Source organism: Komagataeibacter sucrofermentans DSM 15973 (assembly GCF_040581405.1).
GTDB classification, from domain to species: Bacteria; Pseudomonadota; Alphaproteobacteria; order Acetobacterales; family Acetobacteraceae; genus Komagataeibacter; species Komagataeibacter sucrofermentans.
In genome coordinates, this window is record NZ_CP137157.1 from 277,047 (window position 1) to 296,551 (window position 19,505).

The 19,505-nt window shown below is 63.9% G+C and carries 18 protein-coding genes and 2 tRNA genes; 15 read left to right on the forward strand and 5 right to left on the reverse strand.

Annotation, left to right across the window (positions count from 1 at the left end; translation table 11 throughout):
* Positions 1-66: 66 nt before the first annotated feature.
* Genes R5N89_RS01360 through R5N89_RS01370 form a run of 3 tightly spaced genes read left to right on the forward strand, consistent with a single transcriptional unit; the run spans position 67 to position 3,858 of the window.
* On the forward strand, positions 67-1,545 hold the full coding sequence (locus R5N89_RS01360; RefSeq protein ID WP_110567979.1) for a paraquat-inducible protein A: 1,479 nt from the start codon (positions 67-69) through the stop codon (positions 1,543-1,545).
* Positions 1,542-3,206, forward strand: coding sequence for an intermembrane transport protein PqiB (locus tag R5N89_RS01365; RefSeq protein ID WP_110567981.1), 1,665 nt, complete (start codon positions 1,542-1,544; stop codon positions 3,204-3,206). Before R5N89_RS01360 ends, R5N89_RS01365 begins: the two co-directional genes overlap by 4 nt.
* Before the next feature lie 4 nt (positions 3,207-3,210).
* Positions 3,211-3,858, forward strand: coding sequence for a membrane integrity-associated transporter subunit PqiC (locus R5N89_RS01370; protein WP_110567983.1), 648 nt, complete (start codon positions 3,211-3,213; stop codon positions 3,856-3,858).
* An 88-nt stretch (positions 3,859-3,946) separates the two neighbouring features.
* Here R5N89_RS01370 and nusG read toward each other — a convergent pair whose 3' ends face one another.
* The 3 genes from nusG to R5N89_RS01385 form a co-directional block, all read right to left on the reverse strand.
* The gene (gene nusG, locus R5N89_RS01375) at positions 3,947-4,477 is read right to left on the reverse strand and encodes a transcription termination/antitermination protein NusG (protein WP_061275675.1); all 531 of its coding nucleotides are present in this window, start codon (positions 4,475-4,477) and stop codon (positions 3,947-3,949) included.
* 8 nt (positions 4,478-4,485) lie between these two features.
* The gene (secE, locus tag R5N89_RS01380) at positions 4,486-4,680 is read right to left on the reverse strand and encodes a preprotein translocase subunit SecE (RefSeq protein ID WP_007397644.1); all 195 of its coding nucleotides are present in this window, start codon (positions 4,678-4,680) and stop codon (positions 4,486-4,488) included.
* 134 nt (positions 4,681-4,814) lie between these two features.
* Positions 4,815-4,891: transfer RNA gene (locus R5N89_RS01385), tRNA-Trp, on the reverse strand.
* A 225-nt stretch (positions 4,892-5,116) separates the two neighbouring features.
* Between R5N89_RS01385 and R5N89_RS01390 the strand changes: the two genes are divergently transcribed.
* The 7 genes from R5N89_RS01390 to atpC all read left to right on the forward strand — a co-directional run bounded on the left by R5N89_RS01390 (position 5,117) and on the right by atpC (position 12,009).
* Positions 5,117-5,190: transfer RNA gene (locus tag R5N89_RS01390), tRNA-Gly, on the forward strand.
* A 90-nt stretch (positions 5,191-5,280) separates the two neighbouring features.
* Positions 5,281-6,711, forward strand: a complete 1,431-nt coding sequence (locus R5N89_RS01395) for an MFS transporter (RefSeq protein WP_208624648.1) — start codon at positions 5,281-5,283, stop codon at positions 6,709-6,711.
* 300 nt (positions 6,712-7,011) lie between these two features.
* On the forward strand, positions 7,012-7,608 hold the full coding sequence (atpH, locus tag R5N89_RS01400) for an ATP synthase F1 subunit delta (protein WP_110567985.1): 597 nt from the start codon (positions 7,012-7,014) through the stop codon (positions 7,606-7,608).
* A complete protein-coding gene (atpA, locus tag R5N89_RS01405) occupies positions 7,608-9,146 on the forward strand; it encodes a F0F1 ATP synthase subunit alpha (RefSeq protein WP_110567987.1) in 1,539 nt (512 codons plus the stop codon). The genes atpH and atpA overlap by 1 nt, the downstream gene beginning before the upstream one ends.
* 16 nt (positions 9,147-9,162) lie before the next feature.
* On the forward strand, positions 9,163-10,044 hold the full coding sequence (locus R5N89_RS01410) for a F0F1 ATP synthase subunit gamma (protein WP_110567989.1): 882 nt from the start codon (positions 9,163-9,165) through the stop codon (positions 10,042-10,044).
* 32 nt (positions 10,045-10,076) lie between these two features.
* A complete protein-coding gene (gene atpD / locus R5N89_RS01415) occupies positions 10,077-11,552 on the forward strand; it encodes a F0F1 ATP synthase subunit beta (RefSeq protein ID WP_078525102.1) in 1,476 nt (491 codons plus the stop codon).
* A gap of 31 nt (positions 11,553-11,583) precedes the next feature.
* Positions 11,584-12,009 carry an ATP synthase F1 subunit epsilon gene (gene atpC / locus R5N89_RS01420; protein WP_110567990.1) on the forward strand — a complete coding sequence of 142 codons (426 nt, stop codon included), beginning with the start codon at positions 11,584-11,586 and terminating at the stop codon, positions 12,007-12,009.
* A 202-nt stretch (positions 12,010-12,211) separates the two neighbouring features.
* On the opposite strand, the gene queF is transcribed toward atpC, so the two are convergent.
* The gene (gene queF, locus R5N89_RS01425; RefSeq protein ID WP_110567992.1) at positions 12,212-12,691 is read right to left on the reverse strand and encodes a preQ(1) synthase; all 480 of its coding nucleotides are present in this window, start codon (positions 12,689-12,691) and stop codon (positions 12,212-12,214) included.
* A 139-nt stretch (positions 12,692-12,830) separates the two neighbouring features.
* Between queF and rnd the strand changes: the two genes are divergently transcribed.
* Complete coding sequence (rnd, locus tag R5N89_RS01430) at positions 12,831-14,018, forward strand: ribonuclease D (protein ID WP_110567994.1); 1,188 nt, start codon at positions 12,831-12,833, stop codon at positions 14,016-14,018.
* A gap of 143 nt (positions 14,019-14,161) precedes the next feature.
* Positions 14,162-14,779: a GcrA family cell cycle regulator gene (locus tag R5N89_RS01435; RefSeq protein WP_110567996.1), complete on the forward strand. Its 618-nt coding sequence runs from the start codon at positions 14,162-14,164 to the stop codon at positions 14,777-14,779.
* 196 nt (positions 14,780-14,975) lie between these two features.
* Here the strand turns inward: R5N89_RS01435 and R5N89_RS01440 are convergent, their stop codons facing one another.
* Positions 14,976-15,464, reverse strand: a complete 489-nt coding sequence (locus R5N89_RS01440) for a polymer-forming cytoskeletal protein (protein WP_110567997.1) — start codon at positions 15,462-15,464, stop codon at positions 14,976-14,978.
* Between the two features lie 430 nt (positions 15,465-15,894).
* Between R5N89_RS01440 and R5N89_RS01445 the strand changes: the two genes are divergently transcribed.
* The 3 genes from R5N89_RS01445 (at position 15,895) to R5N89_RS01455 (ending at position 19,411) form a co-directional block, all read left to right on the forward strand.
* Entirely contained in the window at positions 15,895-16,905 is a 1,011-nt protein-coding gene (locus R5N89_RS01445) for an adenosine kinase (RefSeq protein WP_110567999.1), read from the forward strand.
* Positions 16,906-17,093: 188 nt separating this feature from the next.
* Positions 17,094-18,917: a translational GTPase TypA gene (gene typA, locus R5N89_RS01450; protein WP_110568001.1), complete on the forward strand. Its 1,824-nt coding sequence runs from the start codon at positions 17,094-17,096 to the stop codon at positions 18,915-18,917.
* Between the two features lie 224 nt (positions 18,918-19,141).
* Entirely contained in the window at positions 19,142-19,411 is a 270-nt protein-coding gene (locus R5N89_RS01455) for a hypothetical protein (RefSeq protein ID WP_110568003.1), read from the forward strand.
* Positions 19,412-19,505 lie beyond the last annotated feature (94 nt).

A 19,505-nucleotide genomic window follows, 5' to 3' on the forward strand; every position in this document is an offset into this window, starting at 1 on the left:
TGACATGATGCAATATATCAAATGCGGCATTCCCCATTTTAATTTGGTCTATATGGTGGGGGCCAGATGAGCATGTCATTTTCCTCCCGGCAGATGCGTTGTGATGACGCGGGCATCGGCCCCGTGCCCCATATCCGCATTATTGGCGGCCTGTCGGAATGTCCCGGCTGCGGGCTGTACCAGCGCCTGCCCGAACTCGCGCCCGGCCAGCAGGCCCTGTGCACGCGCTGCGGGCAGAAGCTTGCGCGCAGGCGGCGCACGGCGCCGCTTGCCACGCCGCTGGCCTTCTGCATCAGCTCGGCGGCGTTCTACCTCGCCGCCCTCGCCTCATCGCTCATGACGCTGGACGTGTATGGCAGGCAGCGCACCGTGGACCTGCTGACCGGGCCGATGGAACTCATGCATGAAGGCTGGGGCGAGGCGGGGATTCTGGTGGGTGCCGTGACCGTGCTGGCACCCGCGGTGGCGATCGGGTTCATGTTCGCCATCCTGTACGCCGCCTCCCGCCCGCAGTTGCCCGACTGGGGGCCACGTATTCTGGTGTGGTATGACAAGCTGCGGCCGTGGTCGATGGTCGAGGTCTACATCCTTGGCATCTTCGTGGCCTACACCAAGCTGACCGACATGGCGCATGTGGATGTGGGGCCTGCGGTGTACCTGATCGGCGCGCTGATGCTGACCATGGCGGCCACCGATTCGACCCTCGATACCGAAATGATCTGGCAGCATCGCCGCATCGATTCCCTGACCCGCGCCGAAGGTGGCGGCAGGGTGGCAGTGGATTACGCGCATGTGGATGACATCGGCATGCCGCCGGTCGATCATCTGGTGGCGTGCAGTTCATGCGGGCTGGTGGGGGAGCTGGCGCACCCGGTCTCGAACCTGCATTGCGTGGGGCTGTGCCCGCGCTGCGAGCACAGGGTCTGGCGCCGCCTGCCGCAAACGCTCACCCGCACCACCGCCTTCCTCATTGCGGCGGTCGTGTTCTATATTCCGGCCAATCTCTACCCGGTCATGACGTTCACGCGCATGGGCGGCGGGGGTGGGCATACCATCATCGAAGGCGCGCTCGAACTGTGGGCTGGTGGCATGATCCCGCTGGCGCTGCTGGTGTTCTTCGCCTCCATCACCGTGCCCATGCTCAAGATCGCGAGCCTGGGGTGGATGATCATCCAGACGTGGCGCGGCGCGCGCGGGCGCCTCGTGGCGCGCACGCGGCTGTTCCGGATGGTTGACATGGTGGGGCGGTGGTCGATGATCGACGTGTTCATGATCTCGATCCTGGTGGCGGTGGTGCGGTTCAATTTCATGGCCAGTGTCACGGCCAATGCCGGGATGGTGGCGTTTGCCGCCGTCGTGATCCTGACACTGTTGGCTGCCTGGAGCTTCGACCCGCGCATCATGTGGGATGCGGCAGGGCGCAACGGCCCGGTGACCGATGGCCTGCCGCCGCGCGTGGTGGTGGCGGTTGATCACGATGGCCCGGCCTCTTCCCTTTCGCCGGCGGAAACACGCCCGGCCAGCATGGAGCCAGATCTGGCGTGAATGACGATTTTCCTCCCGGCAATTCCAGCGGCGACGTGCCACAGGCCCAGACGCGGCGGTACCGTTTCTCGGTCGTGTGGCTTGTGCCGATCGTGGCCATCATCATCGCGGGCTATCTGGGCTGGCGCGGGCTGACCGGGCGCGGGCCGCTGATTGTCATCAGCTTCGATACCGCCGATGGCCTGACCAGCGGCCAGACCGAGGTCAAGAACAAGGCGGTTCCGCTCGGCACGGTCGATTCCATCAGGCTGAGCGATGACCTGCATCATGTCGAGGTGCGCGTGCGCATGACGGCGGCAGCCGGGCGCATGCTGACCGACCACGCCCGCTTCTGGGTCGTGCGCCCGCGCATCAATGGCGCGAGTGTTACAGGGCTGGAAACGGTCATGTCCGGCGCCTACATCGCCATGGATGCAGGCGAGGCGGGGGGGCATTACACCACCCGTTTCACCGGCCTCGAATCGCCGCCAGGCGTGCGTTCCGACCAGCCGGGCCATACCTATACCCTCATCACGCAGTCGCTCGGCTCGCTCGGGCAGGGCGCGCCCATCTTCTTCCGTGACGTGGTGGTAGGCGAGGTGCTCGGTTACACCATGCCGCCCGAAGGGCGCGGGCCGATCAAGGTGCAGATTTTCGTGCAGGCCCCCTATGACAGCTACCTGCGCAGCACCACGCGCTTTTGGAACGTATCGGGCGTGCAGGTGGGCCTTGGGCCGGGCGGGCTCAAGGTCAAGCTCCAGTCGCTTCAGGCGCTGCTTTCGGGCGGGGTGGCCTTTGATCCGCCCGATGAACGCAACGAGAAGAACACATTGCCCCCCACTGCCGGGCCGGATACCGCCTTCCAGCTTTATGACAGCGCGGAGGAGGCCAATAGCGCGGGCTACCGCCAGCGCATTCCGCTTGTCACGTACCTGACCAGTTCGGTCACGGGGCTGACCAAGGGGGGGCGCCTGACCATGTTCGGCATTCAGGTCGGCATGATTGATGACGTGAAGCTGCAGGTCGATCCCGCCACCGGTAAGGCGCATGTGCGTGTGGCCATGGAGCTCCAGCCCGAGCGCGTGCTCGATAACCGGCAGGTGCCCCCTGATGCGCTGGCCGGGCTGTTGCGCATGCAGGTGGCGTCCGGCCTGCGGGCTTCGGTGCAGAGCACCAGCATGCTGACCGGCGAATCCGAAATCGGGCTGTCCTTCGTGAAGAACGCAACGCCCGCGCAGGTCGAGATGGAAGGCGATGCCATGGTCCTTCCCGGCCAGGCGGGCGGCATGTCGGGCATCATGGATTCGCTTTCGGTGGTGAGCGACAAGATTGCCGCAATGCCGCTGACCCAGATGGGCGAGAACCTGAACAGCCTGCTGGCCCATGCCGATGCCCGCATCAACAGCCCCGACACCAAGCAGGCGCTGACCGCGCTGCGCAGTTCGTTGCAGAACCTGCAGGTCATATCGCATGATGCCCGCACCGAAATGCCGCAACTGCTGACCGGCATGGACAAGACGCTCAAGAGCGCCAACTCGGTGCTGTCGAGCTATGGCGGCGATACCGACTTCCAGCGCAACCTGCAGCAGATGATGCTGCAACTTAACGATGCCGCGCGCTCGCTGCGCTTCCTGTCAGACTTCCTGACCCACCACCCCTCGGCACTGATTACGGGACGATAAGAGCATGCAACGCCCCTTCTGGCATTTCATACAGTCCACGCGGCCCGTGGCCGCAGGCATGGCGGTTGCATCGCTGCTCGCACTTGGCGGCTGCGGGTCGACCGACCCCACGCTGTACTCGCTGGCCCCCGTGCCCGCAGCCCAGGCAGGCAGTGCTGGCGCAGGCGTACCTGCGGTGATCGAGGTGCGCACGCCCGGCGTTTCGCCCTCGCTTGACCGGCAGAGCATTGTGGGCGTGCAGGATGACTACAGCGTGACACCGAGTGCGGGGGCGGCATGGAGCGAGCCGCTTGCCCCCATGCTTGGCCATGTGCTGGCCACCGACCTGCAGCAGCGCCTGCCTGGCGTGAGCGTATTTGCCCAGAACGACGCCACGAGCGCACCCGCGCAGGGGTTTGTCGAGATCGAGATTACGCGTTTCGCGCGTGATGCCACGGGCATCGTGCATCTGGCGGGCAGCCTGTCGGTGCACCGCGCGGGTGACCCCGGGCATGCCCTGTCGGTGCCACTGGCGTTAACGGCCACGCCAGCAGGTAGTGGCATGCGGGCCATGGTGGCCTCGCTCAGCCAGTTGACCGGACAGGTGGCGGATATGGCGGCTGCGCGCCTTGTGGCCCTGCCGCCCGCGCCGCAACCCGCTCTTCATAAATAATAAAAGTTGGGGCTGGCGAAGGTTCGCAGCCGTCAGGGCATAAAAAAAGCGCCCGGAGGCGCTTTTCAGTTCAGCAGGAAGAGAAGGCTCAGACCTTCTCCACCTGGCTGTATTCCAGATCGACCGGGGTGGAGCGGCCGAAGATGGAAACGCTGACCTTCAGGCGGCCGCGCTCTTCGTCCACTTCCTCGATCGTGCCGTTGAACGAGGTGAAGGGGCCATCGGCCACGCGGATCTGCTCGCCGATCTCGAAGGTAACGGAGGGGCGGACCCGCTCGACACCTTCCTGCGCCTGCTTCATGGCCCGTTCGGCTTCAGCCTTGGGGATGGGCGTGGGGCGGGTCTTGCTGCCGAGGAAGCCGGTCACCTTGGGCGTGTCCTTGACCAGGTGCCACGCCTCATCGGTCAGTTCCATGTTGACCAGCACGTAACCGGGGAAGAACTTGCGCTCGGCATTGACCTTCTGGCCACGACGCACTTCCGTCACTTCTTCCGAAGGGACGAGGATCTCACCGAAATGGTCAGCCAGCCCTTTCTGGGCGGCCTGTTCCGTGATGTGCTGGGCAATCTTCTTCTCGAAGCCCGAATAGACGTGGATCACATACCACCGCTTGGCCATGGCTGAACTCAGCCTCCCAGTCCGAAGAGTTTCCGTACGGCAAGGCCGATCACCTCGTCGACGAGGAAAAAGAAAACCGATGCAAGACCGGCCATGGCCAGCACCGCACCCGTTGTCATCAGGGTGGCGCGTCGTGTGGGCCACGTGACTTTCCTGGCCTCGGCCCGAACGTCTTCAACAAATTTCGCGGGACTGACCGACACGAAATACCCTTCCTGCAACGCCACGGCGCACCAACCGGATGAACCAGCCGGTGCGGGGCCTAAGAACCGGTGCGGACCATTGTGGCCCGACCCATCGGGTGCCAGGCCGGAAGGGGAATGCCCGACCGGAAGAATGGCAGGGGTGGAGGGTCTCGAACCCGCAACCTCCGGTTTTGGAGACCGGCGCTCTAGCCAATTGAGCTACACCCCTGCAAAGCCGCCTGCGAAGGCCCGAAACACATGGCGTGGCATCTGCCGCGCCGTTTCGGGTCGTCCATGCGAACCCGGCACAGGAAGCGGAAAAAAGTATGAACCGAGCCGAAAGTCAAGAGGGCGTGCCCATAAAAATACAAGTTTGGTGCGTTTGGCATCCCGCACGCCTTTATGGGCTTGCGCGACAAAGGGCGGAAACGGTATGGATGGGCCAACCTTATGGGCGGGCGTAGCATAGTGGTAATGCAGTAGCCTTCCAAGCTTCTGAGGAGGGTTCGATTCCCTTCGCCCGCTCCATGATCCCCATACAATAAAATCCGTTATCGGCCCTGACCGGATTCGGGCGCGGGCTGCCCGGCGCGGCGTGATGGGGCAGGGGTGATTTCAATGGCATTGACCGGTTCTCCGACCCTCCATCCGCGCGTGGTGCTGGCCACCTGCTGCCTCAGCCTGCTGCTGGTCATGATGGATGTCACGGTGGTCAATGTCGTGCTGCCTTCCATCCGCGCGCAGATGCATGGCGGTTTTTCCACCCTGCAATGGGTAGTGGATGCCTACACCCTCATGGTGGCCAGCCTGATGCTGCTTGTGGGCACGCTGGCCGACCGGTTCGGGCGGCGGCGGATGTTCCTCATCGGCATTACGCTGTTCTGCGCGGGCTCGGCCCTGTGCGGGCTGGCGCGGAGCGTGGAGATGCTGGTGTTCGCGCGCGCGGTGCAGGGAATCGGCGGCTCGATGCTCAACCCCGTGGCGCTGTCCATCCTGACAAGCGTGTATGTGGAGCCACGGGCGCGGGCGCAGGCCATTGGCACATGGGGCGCCACATCCGGCGTTGCGCTGGCGCTGGGGCCGGTGGTGGGTGGCGTGCTGGTGCACTGGGTGGGCTGGCAGGCGGTGTTCTGGGTCAATGTGCCGATCGGGCTGCTGGCCATCGGGCTGACGCTGCGCTTCGTGCCCGAATCCCGGGGTGGCCGCGGGCGCGGCATTGACGCGCCGGGGCAGTTGCTGGCCATCGTGGCGCTGGCCATGATCACCTCGGGGCTGATCGAGGCGCATAATTACGGCTGGTCATCGCCCGCCATTTCCGGCTTTCTCGGCTTCGGGGCGCTGTCGGTCGCGGGGTTTGTCATTGTCGAGCGTCGTGGCGTGACGCCCCTGATCGACCTGCGCTTTTTTGGCGCGTGGCCGTTCTCGGGGGCGATCATCATCGCCGTGCTGGCCTTCGCCATGTTCAGTGCCTTCCTGTTCCTCAACACGCTTTACCTGCAGGATGTGCGCGGGCTTGATGCCCTGCATGCCGGGTTGTGCACGCTGCCTTTCGCAGCAGGCTCCATGCTGTGCGCGCCGCTTTCGGGGCGGCTGACGGGGCGGTATGGCGCGCGGCTGCCGCTGCTGCTTTCCGCCATCGGGTTCGGCGCGGGCGCCCTGCTGCTGACAGGGCTGGACGTAACCACCCCGCTGGGCCTGCTGCTTGCCTCCTACGGGCTGTGCGGGTGTGGGTTCGGCCTGTGCAACGCGCCCATTACCAATGCGGCCATTTCCGGCATGCCGCGCGCGCAGGCGGGTGTGGCGGCGGCCATTGCCTCGACAAGCCGGCAGGTGGGCGCGCTGCTCGGCATCGCCCTTGGCGGCGCGATGAGTGCGTCAAGCGTGCGTGGTGAAGTGGTGCAGTGGGGCGCCTTTCCTCACGCCACCCATGCGGTGTGGTGGAGCATGGCGGTGGGGGCGGGCTGCATCGCGGCGCTGGGGCTGGTTTCGACCGGACTCCGTGCGCGACGCAGCGCCCAGGCGGTCGCGGCGCTGCTTGATTCGGCATAATGCATTATTGATATGCATAATACGCATACCTTGGCCGCCATTCCCGCCAGCGCATCGCACCGGGAGGCGACAAAACCGGCGCTTTCCTGTTTCCGAAAAGGCGCGCGGCATGTATGATCCCGCCAACCTCTGGTAGGGGCGTATCCATATGCGCGAAAATGGGCGGTCGTGTGGCGTTGTGCAACGCCGGCGGGCCGCCTGTCTGTTGCGTGTGTTTACGCTGCGTGCTAGAGCCGCGCCAGCAGCGCACGGGGCCTCGGTTTCCGGGCAGGCGGCTTGTGTTTGAATCAAGATTCTGGATTGGAAAAGCGGACAGTGGATTCGGGTGGAACGACCTCAATACCGATCGCCTCCATTGCCAATGGCCTTCCCGGTCGTTACGCGACGGCGCTCTATGAGCTTGCGGCTGAACGCCAGCAGCTTGATCCTGTTCTGGAACAGGCAACGGCCCTGGCCAGCCTGATCGACGGCAGTGCCGACCTGCGTACCGCCCTTGCGGACCGCACGCTTGACCTGCGCGACAGCGCACGGGCGGTCGATGCCGTGCTGAACGCCGAGGGGTTCAGCCCCCTCATGCGTGATTTTGTTGGCGTGGTGGCGAATAACCGCCGCCTTCCGCGCCTGCGTGAGATTCTTGCCGCGCTGGCGGCTATCGCTGCGGCCCGGCGCGGGGAAGTGGTGGCGGATGTCGTATCCGCTCACCCCCTGACCGACCTGCAGCGTGTCCAGCTTCGCAGCCGCCTTGCCGAGGCCGGCTATTCCAAAGTCAATATCCAGGAGCGTGTTGACGCGGCCCTGCTGGGCGGTCTGGTCGTGCGCGTTGGCGCCCGCCTGTATGACACCAGTCTCAGATCCCGCCTTACCCGCCTGCACCATGCCATGAAGGGAGCCGCGTGATGGAAATCCGCCCCTCCGAGATTTCGGATATCCTCAAGCAGCAGATCGCTACGTTCGACAAGGCCGCTGACGTTGCCGAGACAGGGACCATCCTGTCGGTTGGCGACGGCATTGCCCGTGTCTACGGCCTGCAGAATGTCGAAGCTGGCGAAATGCTGGACTTCCCCGCCAGCGGCCAGAAGGGCATGGCGCTCAACCTCGAGAATGACAATGTCGGCGTTGTCATCTTCGGCGATGACAGCGCAATGCGTGAAGGCGACACCGTCGCCCGCACCGGCAAGGTGGTTGAAGTGCCCACCGGCAAGGCGCTGCTCGGCCGCGTGGTCGATGGCCTCGGCAACCCGATCGACGGCAAGGGCCCGCTCGTGGGTGAAGTCATCAGCAAGCGCGCGGAAATCAAGGCGCCCGGCATCATGCCGCGCCAGTCCGTCAGTGAGCCGATGCAGACCGGCATCAAGGCGATCGATGCGCTCGTGCCCATCGGGCGTGGCCAGCGCGAGCTGATCATCGGTGACCGTCAGACCGGCAAGACCGCCATCCTGATCGACACCATCGTCAACCAGAAGAACGTCAACGCGCTCGGTGACGAGAGCAAGTCGCTCTACTGCATCTATGTCGCCATCGGGCAGAAGCGCTCGACGGTTGCGCAGCTGGTGCGCACGCTGGAAGAGACCGGCGCGATGGAATACTCCATCGTCGTGGCCGCCACCGCGTCCGACCCGGCGCCGATGCAGTACCTGGCGCCGTATGCCGCCTGCTCCATGGGCGAATACTTCCGCGATAACGGCATGCATGCCCTGATCGTGTATGATGACCTGTCCAAGCAGGCTGTCGCCTACCGCCAGATGTCGCTGCTGCTGCGTCGCCCGCCGGGCCGCGAAGCTTATCCCGGCGATGTGTTCTACCTGCATTCGCGCCTGCTCGAGCGTGCGGCCAAGATGTCCGACAAGTTCGGCGCGGGTTCGCTGACCGCCCTGCCGGTGATCGAGACGCAGGCCGGTGACGTGTCCGCCTATATCCCGACCAACGTGATCTCCATCACCGATGGCCAGGTCTTCCTTGAAACCGACCTGTTCTACCGTGGCATCCGCCCCGCCGTGAACGTGGGTGGTTCCGTGTCCCGCGTGGGTTCGGCAGCGCAGATCAAGGCGATGAAGCAGGTTGCGGGCAAGATCAAGCTCGAGCTGGCGCAGTATCGTGAAATGGCGGCGTTCTCGCAGTTCGCCTCCGATCTCGACCCCGCGACCCAGAAGCAGCTTGCCCGTGGCGCGCGCCTTGTCGAGCTGCTCAAGCAGCCCGAAACCTCGCCGCTGTCGGTCGAGGAGCAGGTTGTGGTGCTTTACGCTGGCACGCGTGGCTACATCGACGCCGTGCCGGTTGCCGAAGTGACCAGCTACGAGAAGCGCCTGCTCGATGATGTTCGCACATCGGGCAAGGATATCCTGGAATCGATCCGGACCCAGCGTCAGCTGACGAAGGATATCGAAAGCCGCCTGAACGATTTCCTGACGACATTCGGCCGTCAGTTCGCCAACTGAGGAAGATCGGGCAACCATGGCTTCCCTGAAGGACCTGCGCGCACGGATCGGTAGCGTCAAATCGACGCGAAAGATCACCAGCGCAATGAAGATGGTGGCAGCGGCCAAGCTGCGTCGGGCTGAAACCCGCGCAGCCGCCGCCCGGCCTTATGCCGATGCAATGCGCCGCATGCTGGCCGAAGTGGCCCGCAGCGTGGCGGGCGAAGGCGGACAGCCCGCGCTGCTGACCGGAACGGGGCAGGACAAGGTGCACCTGGTGGTGCCCATGTCCAGCGACCGTGGTCTGGCCGGTGCGTTCAACTCCAACATCAACCGCACGACCCGCAACCTGGTGCTCAGGCTCCAGGCCGAGGGCAAGACCGTCAAGATCCTGCCGGTGGGCCGCAAGACATACGACTTCCTGTCGCGTGATTTTTCGGACCTGATCATCGGCCACCGCCATCTGGCGGCGGGCAAGGAGATTCCGTTCTCCGCCGCGGCTGAACTCGGTGAGCAGATTTCATCCCTGCTCGAAAAGGGTGAGTTTGACGTCTGCACGCTGGTGTACAACCAGTTCCGCAACGTCATGACCCAGACACCGACGGAAATGCAGCTTATTCCGCTCGCCCTGCCGGAAAATGACAACGCGGACAGCGCACAGGTCGCGGCCTATGAATTCGAGCCCGATGAGGGCACGCTGCTGTCAAGCCTCCTGCCGCGCAACCTGCAGGTGCAGATCTATGCCACTATGCTGGAAACGGCGGCGGGCGAGAACGGCGCGCGGATGACGGCAATGGATAACGCGACGCGTAACGCTGGCAAGGCCATCGATCGTCTGACGCTCAAGTACAACCGTACGCGCCAGACCAACATCACCAATGAACTCATCGAGATCATCTCGGGCGCCCAGGCTGTCTGAGGATCGATCGTCACGCTCACAGGAGCTGTCCCATGTCGGAAACCACAACTCAAGAGGCTCCTGTCTCCACGCAGGCGCCCAAAAGCAATGTCGTTGGTCGTGTGACCCAGGTCCGCGGCGCCGTTGTTGACGTACAGTTCGAGGGTACGCTGCCGCATATCCTCGATGCGCTGCACGTTCAGCTCAATGGCCAGACCTTGGTGCTCGAAGTGGCGCAGGAAATCGGCGAACACGAAGTTCGCTGCATTGCCATGGATACCACCGATGGCCTGACCCGTGGCGCGGAAGTGGCCGCCACCGGCAGCCAGATCACCGTGCCGGTTGGCCCGGGCACGCTTGGCCGTATCCTCAACGTCATCGGCGAGCCGATCGATGATCGTGGCCCCGTGAAGTGCGAAGGCCGCGCGCCGATTCACCGCGCCGCCCCGGCCTTTGACGAGCAGGCCGCCGCCACCGAGATCCTGCCCACGGGCATCAAGGTTGTCGATCTGCTCTGCCCCTACCTCAAGGGCGGCAAGGTTGGCCTGTTCGGTGGTGCTGGCGTGGGCAAGACCGTCATCATCCAGGAACTGATCAACAACATCGCCAAGGCGCATGGCGGCGTGTCGGTCTTTGCCGGCGTGGGTGAGCGTACCCGTGAAGGTAACGACCTGTATTACGAAATGCAGGACGCGAACGTCATCAAGCTTGATGGCGACTCGACCGAAGGTTCCAAGGTGGCGCTGGTCTATGGCCAGATGAACGAGCCGCCGGGGGCCCGTGCCCGCGTGGCGCTGTCCGGCGTGACGGTTGCGGAATACTTCCGTGACGTTGAAGGCCAGGACGTGCTGTTCTTCGTGGACAACATCTTCCGCTTCACGCAGGCTGGTGCCGAAGTGTCCGCGCTGCTCGGCCGCATTCCCTCCGCCGTGGGCTACCAGCCCACACTGGCGACGGAAATGGGCGCCCTGCAGGAGCGCATCACCTCCACCAAGAAGGGTTCGATCACCTCGGTGCAGGCCGTTTACGTGCCCGCCGATGACCTGACCGATCCGGCGCCTGCCGCAACCTTCGCCCATCTTGACGCGACCACGGTGCTGAACCGTTCCATCGCGGAAATGGGCATCTACCCGGCTGTTGACCCGCTGGATTCCACCTCGCGCTCGCTCGACCCCAAGATCGTGGGTGACGAGCACTACCAGGTGGCGCGTGACGTGCAGCGTATCCTGCAGACCTACAAGTCCCTGCAGGACATCATCGCCATTCTCGGCATGGATGAACTGTCGGAAGACGACAAGCTGATCGTGGCCCGCGCCCGTCGCATCCAGCGCTTCCTGTCCCAGCCGTTCCACGTGGCCGAAGTGTTCACGGGCGCTCCGGGCAAGCTGGTCTCGCTGGAAGACACGGTGCGTTCGTTCAAGGCGATCGTGGCAGGTGAATATGATCACCTTCCCGAAGGGGCTTTCTACATGGTCGGCGCGATCGAGGAAGCGGTGGCCAAGGCCGAGAAAATGAAGGAATCGGCCTGAACCCCGGCCCCTGACGCAAGGAAAAGAGACCATGTCCATTAAGGTCAAGATTGTCAGCCCGGAGAAAGTCCTGTTCGCGCATGACGCTGATATGGCTGTCATGCCGGGGGCGGAAGGCGACATCGCGGCCATGCCCGATCACGCCCCGCTCATGCTGACGCTGCGCGGTGGCGTGGTTGACATCTATGAAGGCGATGTGGTGACGCATCGCTTCTTCGTGGCGGGCGGCTTTGCCGATATCGCGCCAAGCCATTGCACCATCCTTGCCGACCGGGCCACCAAGCTCGAAGACCTGTCGGTTGACGATGCGGAAGCCCGCCTGGCGGGTCTGGAAAAATCCTATGAGGAAGCGGACAAGATGAACGTGCCCGCGCTCGATATCCTCATGGGCAAGATGCAGTCGGCCCGGGCCGAGATCGAGGCGGCGCAGTCCGCCATCCCGGGCATGTCGCTCTGACACCATAGCCAGCCTGCGTCCGCTTCCTGCATGGGGGCGGGCGTATTGCCGGACATGAAAAGCGCCCTTATGGGCGCTTTTTGTGTTTTGGGGCGCACAACAAGACGTTTTTGGTGAAGCTTTTTTCAAAAAGCATTCAAAGAATGCCGCCTTTTTGAAAAAAGGCAGCACCCCAAAACTTTTGTTATTATGAAACGGGCGTTCAGCCGCGCCCGCGATAGCCGGGCACGTCCTGCGCGGGAATCCACACGCCCTCAGGCGGCGCACCGGTCTGCCAGAACACATCAATGGGCATGCCGCCGCGCGGGTACCAGTAGGCCCCGATGCGCAGCCATACCGGCTTGAGCAGATCGACAAGCGTGATGGCGATCTGCATCGAGCACCGCTCATGGAAGGCGCCGTGGTTACGGAAGCTGGTCAGGAACAGCTTGAGCGACTTGCTCTCCACAATCCATTCATCGGGAATGTAGTCGATCACGATATGGGCGAAATCGGGCTGTCCCGTAACCGGGCATAGCGAGGTGAATTCGGGCGCGGTGAAACGCACCACGTAGTGCCGCCCACGGTCGGGGGCGGGCACGCGTTCGAGCCGGGCTTCCTCGGGGCTTGCGGGCTGGGCGCTGTTCTGGCCGAGCTGCGTCAGGAACTGGCTGCCATCATCTGGGGTGGAGTTCGCGGTCATGGGCGGGTCCGTCAGCAATGAAAAAAGGGATAGGGGGCTGATGCCGCAAGGCGTTGGGGGGCGTCAATGGAAATGCGGGAAGGGGGCATGTGGTTTTCCCCGCTTCCGCAACCCGGTGCTGCCATGATAACTGCACGGAATGGCACGTGTATCCCGACCCGAATTTCCCGCTCCTGTGCTGGTTACCACCACGGCGGCGCTTGAGGCTGTAACCGCGCGACTGCGCCAGGAGCCGTTTGTAACCATTGACACGGAATTCGTGCGCGAGCGCACGTACTGGCCGGAGCTGTGCCTTGTGCAGCTGGCAGGCGAGAACGAGGTCGTGGTGATCGACACGATCGCCCCCGGCATCGACCTGTCCAGCCTTGGGGCACTGCTTGATGACGCGGCAGTGGTGAAGGTCTTTCACGCCGCGCGGCAGGATCTTGAAATCTTCCTGCATCTGTTCGACCGCCTGCCCGCCGCCCTGTTCGACACCCAGGTCGCGGCCATGGTGGCAGGCTATGGCGACCAGGTGGGGTACGACAATCTCGTCTCGTCGCTGCTGGGTGTGCAGATCGACAAGTCACATCGCTTTTCCGACTGGTCGGCACGCCCGCTCTCGCCCGCCCAGATCGGCTATGCGGCGGCTGACGTCACCTACCTGCGGCTGGTCTATGCAAAACTGCTGGCGCAACTCGAGCGCGAGGGCCGTCTTGACTGGGTTGCAGCCGAACTGGACATCCTGAACAATCCCGCCACCTTCCGCCCCGACCCGCTGACCCTGTGGGAGAAGATGCGCCCGCGCACCAACAACCGCCGCATGCTCGGCATCCTGCGCGCCGTGGCGGCCTGGCGCGAGGGCGAGGCCCAGCGCGTCAACGTGCCGCGCCAGCGCCTGCTCAAGGATGAAAGCCTGATGGAAATCGCGGCCACGGCGCCCGATACGGTCGATGCGCTGGCCCGCGTGCGCGGCGTCTCGCGCGGGTTTGCCGAAGGGCGCAGCGGGCAATCCCTGCTTGAGGCCGTGACCGAGGCCCAGGCCATACCGGAAGCCGACCTGCCGCGCCTGCCCAAGGGGCGGGGCAAGGATGCGCCGCGCCCGTCAGCGGCGCTGATCGCCCTGCTCAAGGTCTTGCTGGCCACCTGCTGCGAGGCCCATCGCGTGGCCCCGAAGCTTGTGGCGTCATCTGAGGATCTGGACCGTTTCGCGCTGGATGACGCGGCGGATATCCCCGCTTTTCACGGCTGGCGCAATACGGTGTTTGGCAAGCTGGCGCGTGAACTCAAGGCGGGTGGGCTGACCATGGGGGTCGAGGATGGCAAGGTCAAACTGATCCACGAGTGAGCCAGCAAGCGCGCCCAGGCAGTTTTACACGGGTTGCAAACAGGTTATGGGCAGAACTGTCCACAAGATTCTGTCATTCTGCGGTTGAGATAGATGGCAGATACGCCTAGTTTCGCTCCATTCCGCGTAAGGAGTGCAGAACGATGGCGATGGAATGGACAGAGGAGACGATCGCGCGACTGCGTGATCTGTGGCAGCAGGGATTATCGACCGCGGAAATCGGCCGCCAGTTATCTGTTACCAAAAATGCCGTTGTAGGCAAGGCGCATCGCCTTGGCCTCAAGCCCCGCCCATCGCCCATCCGTCGTGCCGCCAAGGCCACGCCGCCTGCCGATGCCGCCACACAGGCCGCCCCGGTTGCGCCGCCCGCTGCCGTGGCTCCCAAAAAGGAAGCGGCTCCCGCGCCCGTGGTGGCGGCACCGCCCGCGCCTGAAAAGGAACCCGCGCTGGTGAAGGCCGCTGTCGCGGCCCCCGAGCCGAAGGCAGTCACCCCGGCTCCCGCAGCCGAACCGGCGGCTGAAGCGCCCGCCGCCCGTCCGGCCCGCGCGCCTGCCCGTGCTGCCGCCCGCGCCGCGCTGCGCCCCGTAAGCGAGCCGCGCCGCCGCAGCAGCCAGTCCTGCTGCTGGCCGCTTGGTGATCCGGGCACGCCGGGCTTTCACTTCTGTGGAGCAACCCCGCTGCCAGGTAAGCCGTACTGTGCCGAACATGCGCAGCTTGCCTATGTAAAGCTGCGCAGCGACCGGCGCGATAACGTGGCCTGATCCCCTCTACGGGAGAAAATTCCGGTTCATAGAGAAGTTTCTGGTGGGGCTTTTGTCAAAAGCTGCGGAAAACGGCCCCCGGAAACTTTTTATGTGAGCCAGCCATTTGCAGGCTGCTGCACAAAAAAACGCCAGGGCATTGCTGCCTCTGGCGTTTTTTGTATCCGCCCGGGCAGGCCGGGCGGAAAAGCATGCCTCAACCAGCGCTGGCGGGGCGCGGGGCTGCAGGCTGGGCTGCCGGAGCCGGTGCGGCCTGCGGGGCAGCGGGGGCCGTGATCATTTCCAGCTGGCCGGTCACCTGACCGCCATCTTCCACTTTCAGGCGGCGGCACTTGGCCTTGCCGAGCAGGCGGCCGGTGGAGCGGATGGTCAGGCTGCCGCGCACGGTCAGCGTGCCATCGATGGTGCCCGCGAGTTCCGCGTCCTCAACCTCGACTTCGCCCTTGAACACGCCGCCCTGCGCGATCTGCAGCTCTGATGCATTGATCAGCGAGGACTCGACCGTGCCTTCCACAACCAGGCGCTCGGCGTCCTGGATGGTGCCCTGCACGCTGATGCCACGCCCGACCACCAGGGTGCGGCGCTCATTTTCCTTTTTGACGGGTGCCGCAGCACCCGGCGCGCCGGGGCGTGCGCCAGGCGCGGGCGAGGGGGAAGGCGTGGGCGGGAAGGGCGGACGGGCCATGGATGTATTTTCCTTGCTGGCAGATGGAGAAGAAGGAGAGGTACCACCGCCCATGACCGGGCGGCCCGGCTGCTGCGCGGGGGACGGAGTGGGGGCGGGTGGCTTGGTGTCTGCTGGCTTGCGTCGTTTAAACAATATTACCCCGCTTGGTTAGATGCTGCATCGGAGCGCTTGAACGCCCCAAAACGAAAAAGAACGCTTCTCGGGCTGGTTGCAGGCCGCAGCCCCCTATACCCGGTTATACGCCCCCCAAACCTGTCGACAAGGGCGTTAAGGAGCCGGAAGAGGCATAAAAAACTTCATGCATTGCGCCATTTACCCGCCAATGATAGCGAAGGGCGACTTTGGCCTGAAAAAATGGGTTATTTCGTGGCGCACCTGCGCCTTGCCTGCATATTGGGCCCGATCAGCGATGGGAGTGACACAGGATATGGAAAATTCGGGACAGGCGGCAGAATGCCGGTTTGACCTGCTGGGCATCGGCAACGCAATCGTCGATGTGCTGGCACCGGTGGAAGCAGCCTTCCCGGAGCGCAACGGCATGACGCCGGGCGGTATGATGCTGATCGACGCTGCCCGCGCCGAGGCGCTGTATGGCCAGATCCGGCGCGAGAAGGAAATGGGTGGCGGCTCGGCGGCCAATACCTGTGTCGTCGCCTCCAACATGGGCGCGCGCGTGGCCTATCTGGGCAAGGTGGCCGATGATGCGCCGGGCAAGGCGTTCGCCACCGACATGCAGGGCGCGGGGGTGTATTTCCCCTCATCGCCGCTGCAGGGCGATGCGGGCACAGCACACCCCACCGCGCGCTGCATCATCGTGGTCACGCCCGATGGCCAGCGCACCATGAACACCTATCTGGGTGCATGCGTGAATTTCTGCCCCGAAGACGTGCTTGCCGATGTGGTCCAGTCCGCCAAGGTCACCTACATGGAAGGCTACCTGTTCGACCCGCCAGCAGCCCAGGAGGCCTTTCGCACCGCGGCCCGCATTGCCCATGAGGCCGGCCGCAAGGTGGCGCTCTCGCTGTCCGACAAATTCTGCGTCGACCGCCATCGCGCGGCGTTCCTTGACCTCGTGCGCGGGCATATCGACATCTTGTTCGCCAACGAGGACGAGATCTGCGCGCTGTACCAGACCGCCGATTTCGATCACGCCGCCCGCCTTGTCGCGGCTGACACGCATTTCGCCGTGCTGACCCGCTCGGAGAAGGGCAGCGTCATCATCCAGGACCAGCAGCGCATCGTCATCGACAGCGTGCGCACGCAGGTGATCGACACCACCGGCGCGGGCGATGCCTATGCCGCGGGCTTCCTTGCCGGCTGGACATCGGACCGCACGCTTGCCGAATGCGGGCGGCTGGGCAGTGTCGCGGCCTCGGAAGTGATTTCGCATTACGGCGCGCGCCCGCTCATGAACATGCGCCAGGACATGGATTTCTGACCTGAAGGGCATGGGGCCGGGCGTTTGACGGGGTTGTGCGCGAAGTTTCGCGTGCAATCCGCGCCAGTCCGCTTTATCTACGCAGCCAGCAGCCAATTATTCCGCCGCCGCACGCACGGGTGTCGCCCGCATGTGCCGCCGCGCACCCGTATGGCGTAACGCCAAGGAAAGTCAGGTCAAGAGCACTTATGGATATCCGCAATATCGCCATTATCGCGCACGTCGATCATGGCAAGACCACACTGGTCGACCAGCTTCTGAAACAGTCCGGTTCCTTCCGTGACAACCAGCACGTCGCTGAACGCGCCATGGACAGCAATGACCTTGAGCGCGAGCGTGGCATCACCATTCTTGCCAAGTGCACCTCGGTGGTGTGGAAAGATACCCGCATCAACATCATCGACACCCCGGGCCATGCCGATTTCGGCGGCGAGGTGGAGCGTATCCTGAGCATGGTTGACGGCGCTATCGTGCTCGTCGATTCCGCCGAAGGCGCACTGCCCCAGACCAAGTTCGTGGTGGGCAAGGCGCTCGCGCGCGGCCTGAAGCCGATCGTGGTCGTGAACAAGATCGACCGTGGCGACGCCCGCCCCGATGAAGTGCATAACGAGATTTTCGACCTGTTCGCGGCGCTTGGCGCCAATGACGAGCAGCTCGACTTCCCCATGCTCTACGCCTCGGGCCGCCAGGGCTGGGCCGATACCGAGATCGAAGGTCCGCGCAAGGACCTGTCGCCCATGTTCGACCTGATCCTGAGCCACGTGCCGCCGCCGAAGGTCAACAAGGACGCGCCGTTCGCGATGGTCGCCACCATCCTCGAGAACGACAACTTCCTTGGCCGCGTGCTGACCGGTCGCGTCGAGCAGGGTATCGCGAAGATGAACATGCCCGTGCATGTGCTGCGCCCTGATGGCTCGGTGGTCGAGACCGGCCGCCTGACCAAGCTGCTCTCCTTCCGTGGCCTTGACCGCGTGCCGGTGGAAGAAGTGGAAGCAGGCGACATCGTGGCCGTGGCCGGCCTGTCGGAAGCGACGATTCCCGAGACGATCGCAGCCCCTGAAGTCAAGGAGCCGCTGCCCTCCACCCCGGTTGATCCGCCGACGCTGTCCATGACCTTCCGCCTTAACGATGGCCCGCTTGGCGGCCGCGAAGGCAAGAAGGTCACCTCGCGCCAGATCCGTGACCGCCTGTTCAAGGAAACGGAAGGCAACATCGCCATCCGCGTGTCCGAAAGCCCCGAGAGCGAGGCCTTCGAGGTCGCGGGCCGTGGCGAACTGCAGCTTGGCGTGCTGATCGAGCAGATGCGCCGCGAAGGCTTCGAGCTGACCATCGGCCGCCCCCGCGTGCTGTTCCGCACCAATGAGGAAACCGGCGAGCGCGAAGAGCCGTTCGAGGAAGTCCTGATCGACGTGGACGAGCCGTATTCGGGCGTCGTGGTTGAGAAGATGGCGCTGCGCAAGGGCATCATGCAGGACATGCAGCCTTCGGGCGGCGGCAAGGTGCGCCTGAGCTTCCTCATCCCCTCGCGCGGGCTGATCGGCTATCATGGCGAATTCCTGACCGATACGCGCGGCTCGGGCATCATGAACCGCCTGTTCCACGGCTATCAGCCCTATGTCGGGCCGATTGCAGGCCGCCGCAACGGTTCGCTCATCTCGTCGGAAGACGGGGCGACCACGCAGTATTCGCTGTTCTCGCTGCAGGACCGTGGCACGCTGTTCGTCGATGCGGGCGAGAAGGTTTACGTGGGCATGATCATCGGCGAGCATTCACGCGAGAATGACCTTGAAGTGAACCCGGTGCGTGAAAAGAAGCTGACCAACATCCGCGCTGCCGGCAAGGACGAGGCCCTGCTGCTGATCCCGCCGCGCAAGATGAACCTCGAGCAGGCGATCGCCTATATCGAGGATGACGAGCTTGTTGAGGTCACGCCGTCTGCCGTGCGCATCCGCAAGCGCTACCTCGACCCGCACGAGCGCAAGAAGCGCGAGCGTTCGGGCTCGGTTGACTGATTTCTGCCAGGCGTGAGAGTGGCTGCAATCTTTAGTAATGTTTCAGTTCTTGAGATTGCGGTCACCTTGCGGCAGAAGTGAGAACATATACGTAAATTTAAGAATTTTAATTCAGGACGACTTTCCTGCTTCATGGTAAAGCAGGGAAGCCAGACTGGTTGGCACGATTCGTCAACCCATTGGCATATTGGGACATACAGTCCTGAGTCCTGGAGTATTTTTATATGATCGTTTCCACCCGTCGTTTCCTGGCTGCCCTTTCCGCTGTTGCCGTCATGGGCGTTGCAGCACCTGTCATGGCGCAGACCGCCGAGCCGACCGCTCCGGCCGTTTCCGCACCGCAGCACACGCCTGACGCAGCCGACGCCACGACTGCTCCGGCAGAAGCTGGCGCGAAGAAGAAGCATCACGGTGGCCGCCATCACAATGGCACGCACCACCATGGCGCCAAGAAGGACGCGGCTGCTCCCGCTGCTGCCCCGGCCGCTCAGTAATTCCCGCATTCCTGTAACCGGCTTCTGTTTGGGGCTGGTTACGGTTGCACGAAAAAAGCCCGGTTCATGCCGGGCTTTTTTTTGGCGAACTGTT

Coding starts and splice junctions, on each gene's coding strand:
- R5N89_RS01410 (WP_110567989.1), top strand. CDS start 9,163: ATGGCTTCCCTGAAGGACCTGCGCGCACGGATCGGTAGCGTCAAATCG.
- R5N89_RS01370 (WP_110567983.1), top strand. CDS start 3,211: ATGCAACGCCCCTTCTGGCATTTCATACAGTCCACGCGGCCCGTGGCC.
- atpC (WP_110567990.1), top strand. CDS start 11,584: ATGTCCATTAAGGTCAAGATTGTCAGCCCGGAGAAAGTCCTGTTCGCG.
- atpD (WP_078525102.1), top strand. CDS start 10,077: ATGTCGGAAACCACAACTCAAGAGGCTCCTGTCTCCACGCAGGCGCCC.
- R5N89_RS01440 (WP_110567997.1), bottom strand. CDS start 15,464: ATGGCCCGTCCGCCCTTCCCGCCCACGCCTTCCCCCTCGCCCGCGCCT.
- rnd (WP_110567994.1), top strand. CDS start 12,831: ATGGCACGTGTATCCCGACCCGAATTTCCCGCTCCTGTGCTGGTTACC.
- R5N89_RS01445 (WP_110567999.1), top strand. CDS start 15,895: ATGGAAAATTCGGGACAGGCGGCAGAATGCCGGTTTGACCTGCTGGGC.
- atpA (WP_110567987.1), top strand. CDS start 7,608: ATGGAAATCCGCCCCTCCGAGATTTCGGATATCCTCAAGCAGCAGATC.
- R5N89_RS01455 (WP_110568003.1), top strand. CDS start 19,142: ATGATCGTTTCCACCCGTCGTTTCCTGGCTGCCCTTTCCGCTGTTGCC.
- R5N89_RS01395 (WP_208624648.1), top strand. CDS start 5,281: ATGGCATTGACCGGTTCTCCGACCCTCCATCCGCGCGTGGTGCTGGCC.
- R5N89_RS01360 (WP_110567979.1), top strand. CDS start 67: ATGAGCATGTCATTTTCCTCCCGGCAGATGCGTTGTGATGACGCGGGC.
- queF (WP_110567992.1), bottom strand. CDS start 12,691: ATGACCGCGAACTCCACCCCAGATGATGGCAGCCAGTTCCTGACGCAG.
- R5N89_RS01435 (WP_110567996.1), top strand. CDS start 14,162: ATGGCGATGGAATGGACAGAGGAGACGATCGCGCGACTGCGTGATCTG.
- typA (WP_110568001.1), top strand. CDS start 17,094: ATGGATATCCGCAATATCGCCATTATCGCGCACGTCGATCATGGCAAG.
- nusG (WP_061275675.1), bottom strand. CDS start 4,477: ATGGCCAAGCGGTGGTATGTGATCCACGTCTATTCGGGCTTCGAGAAG.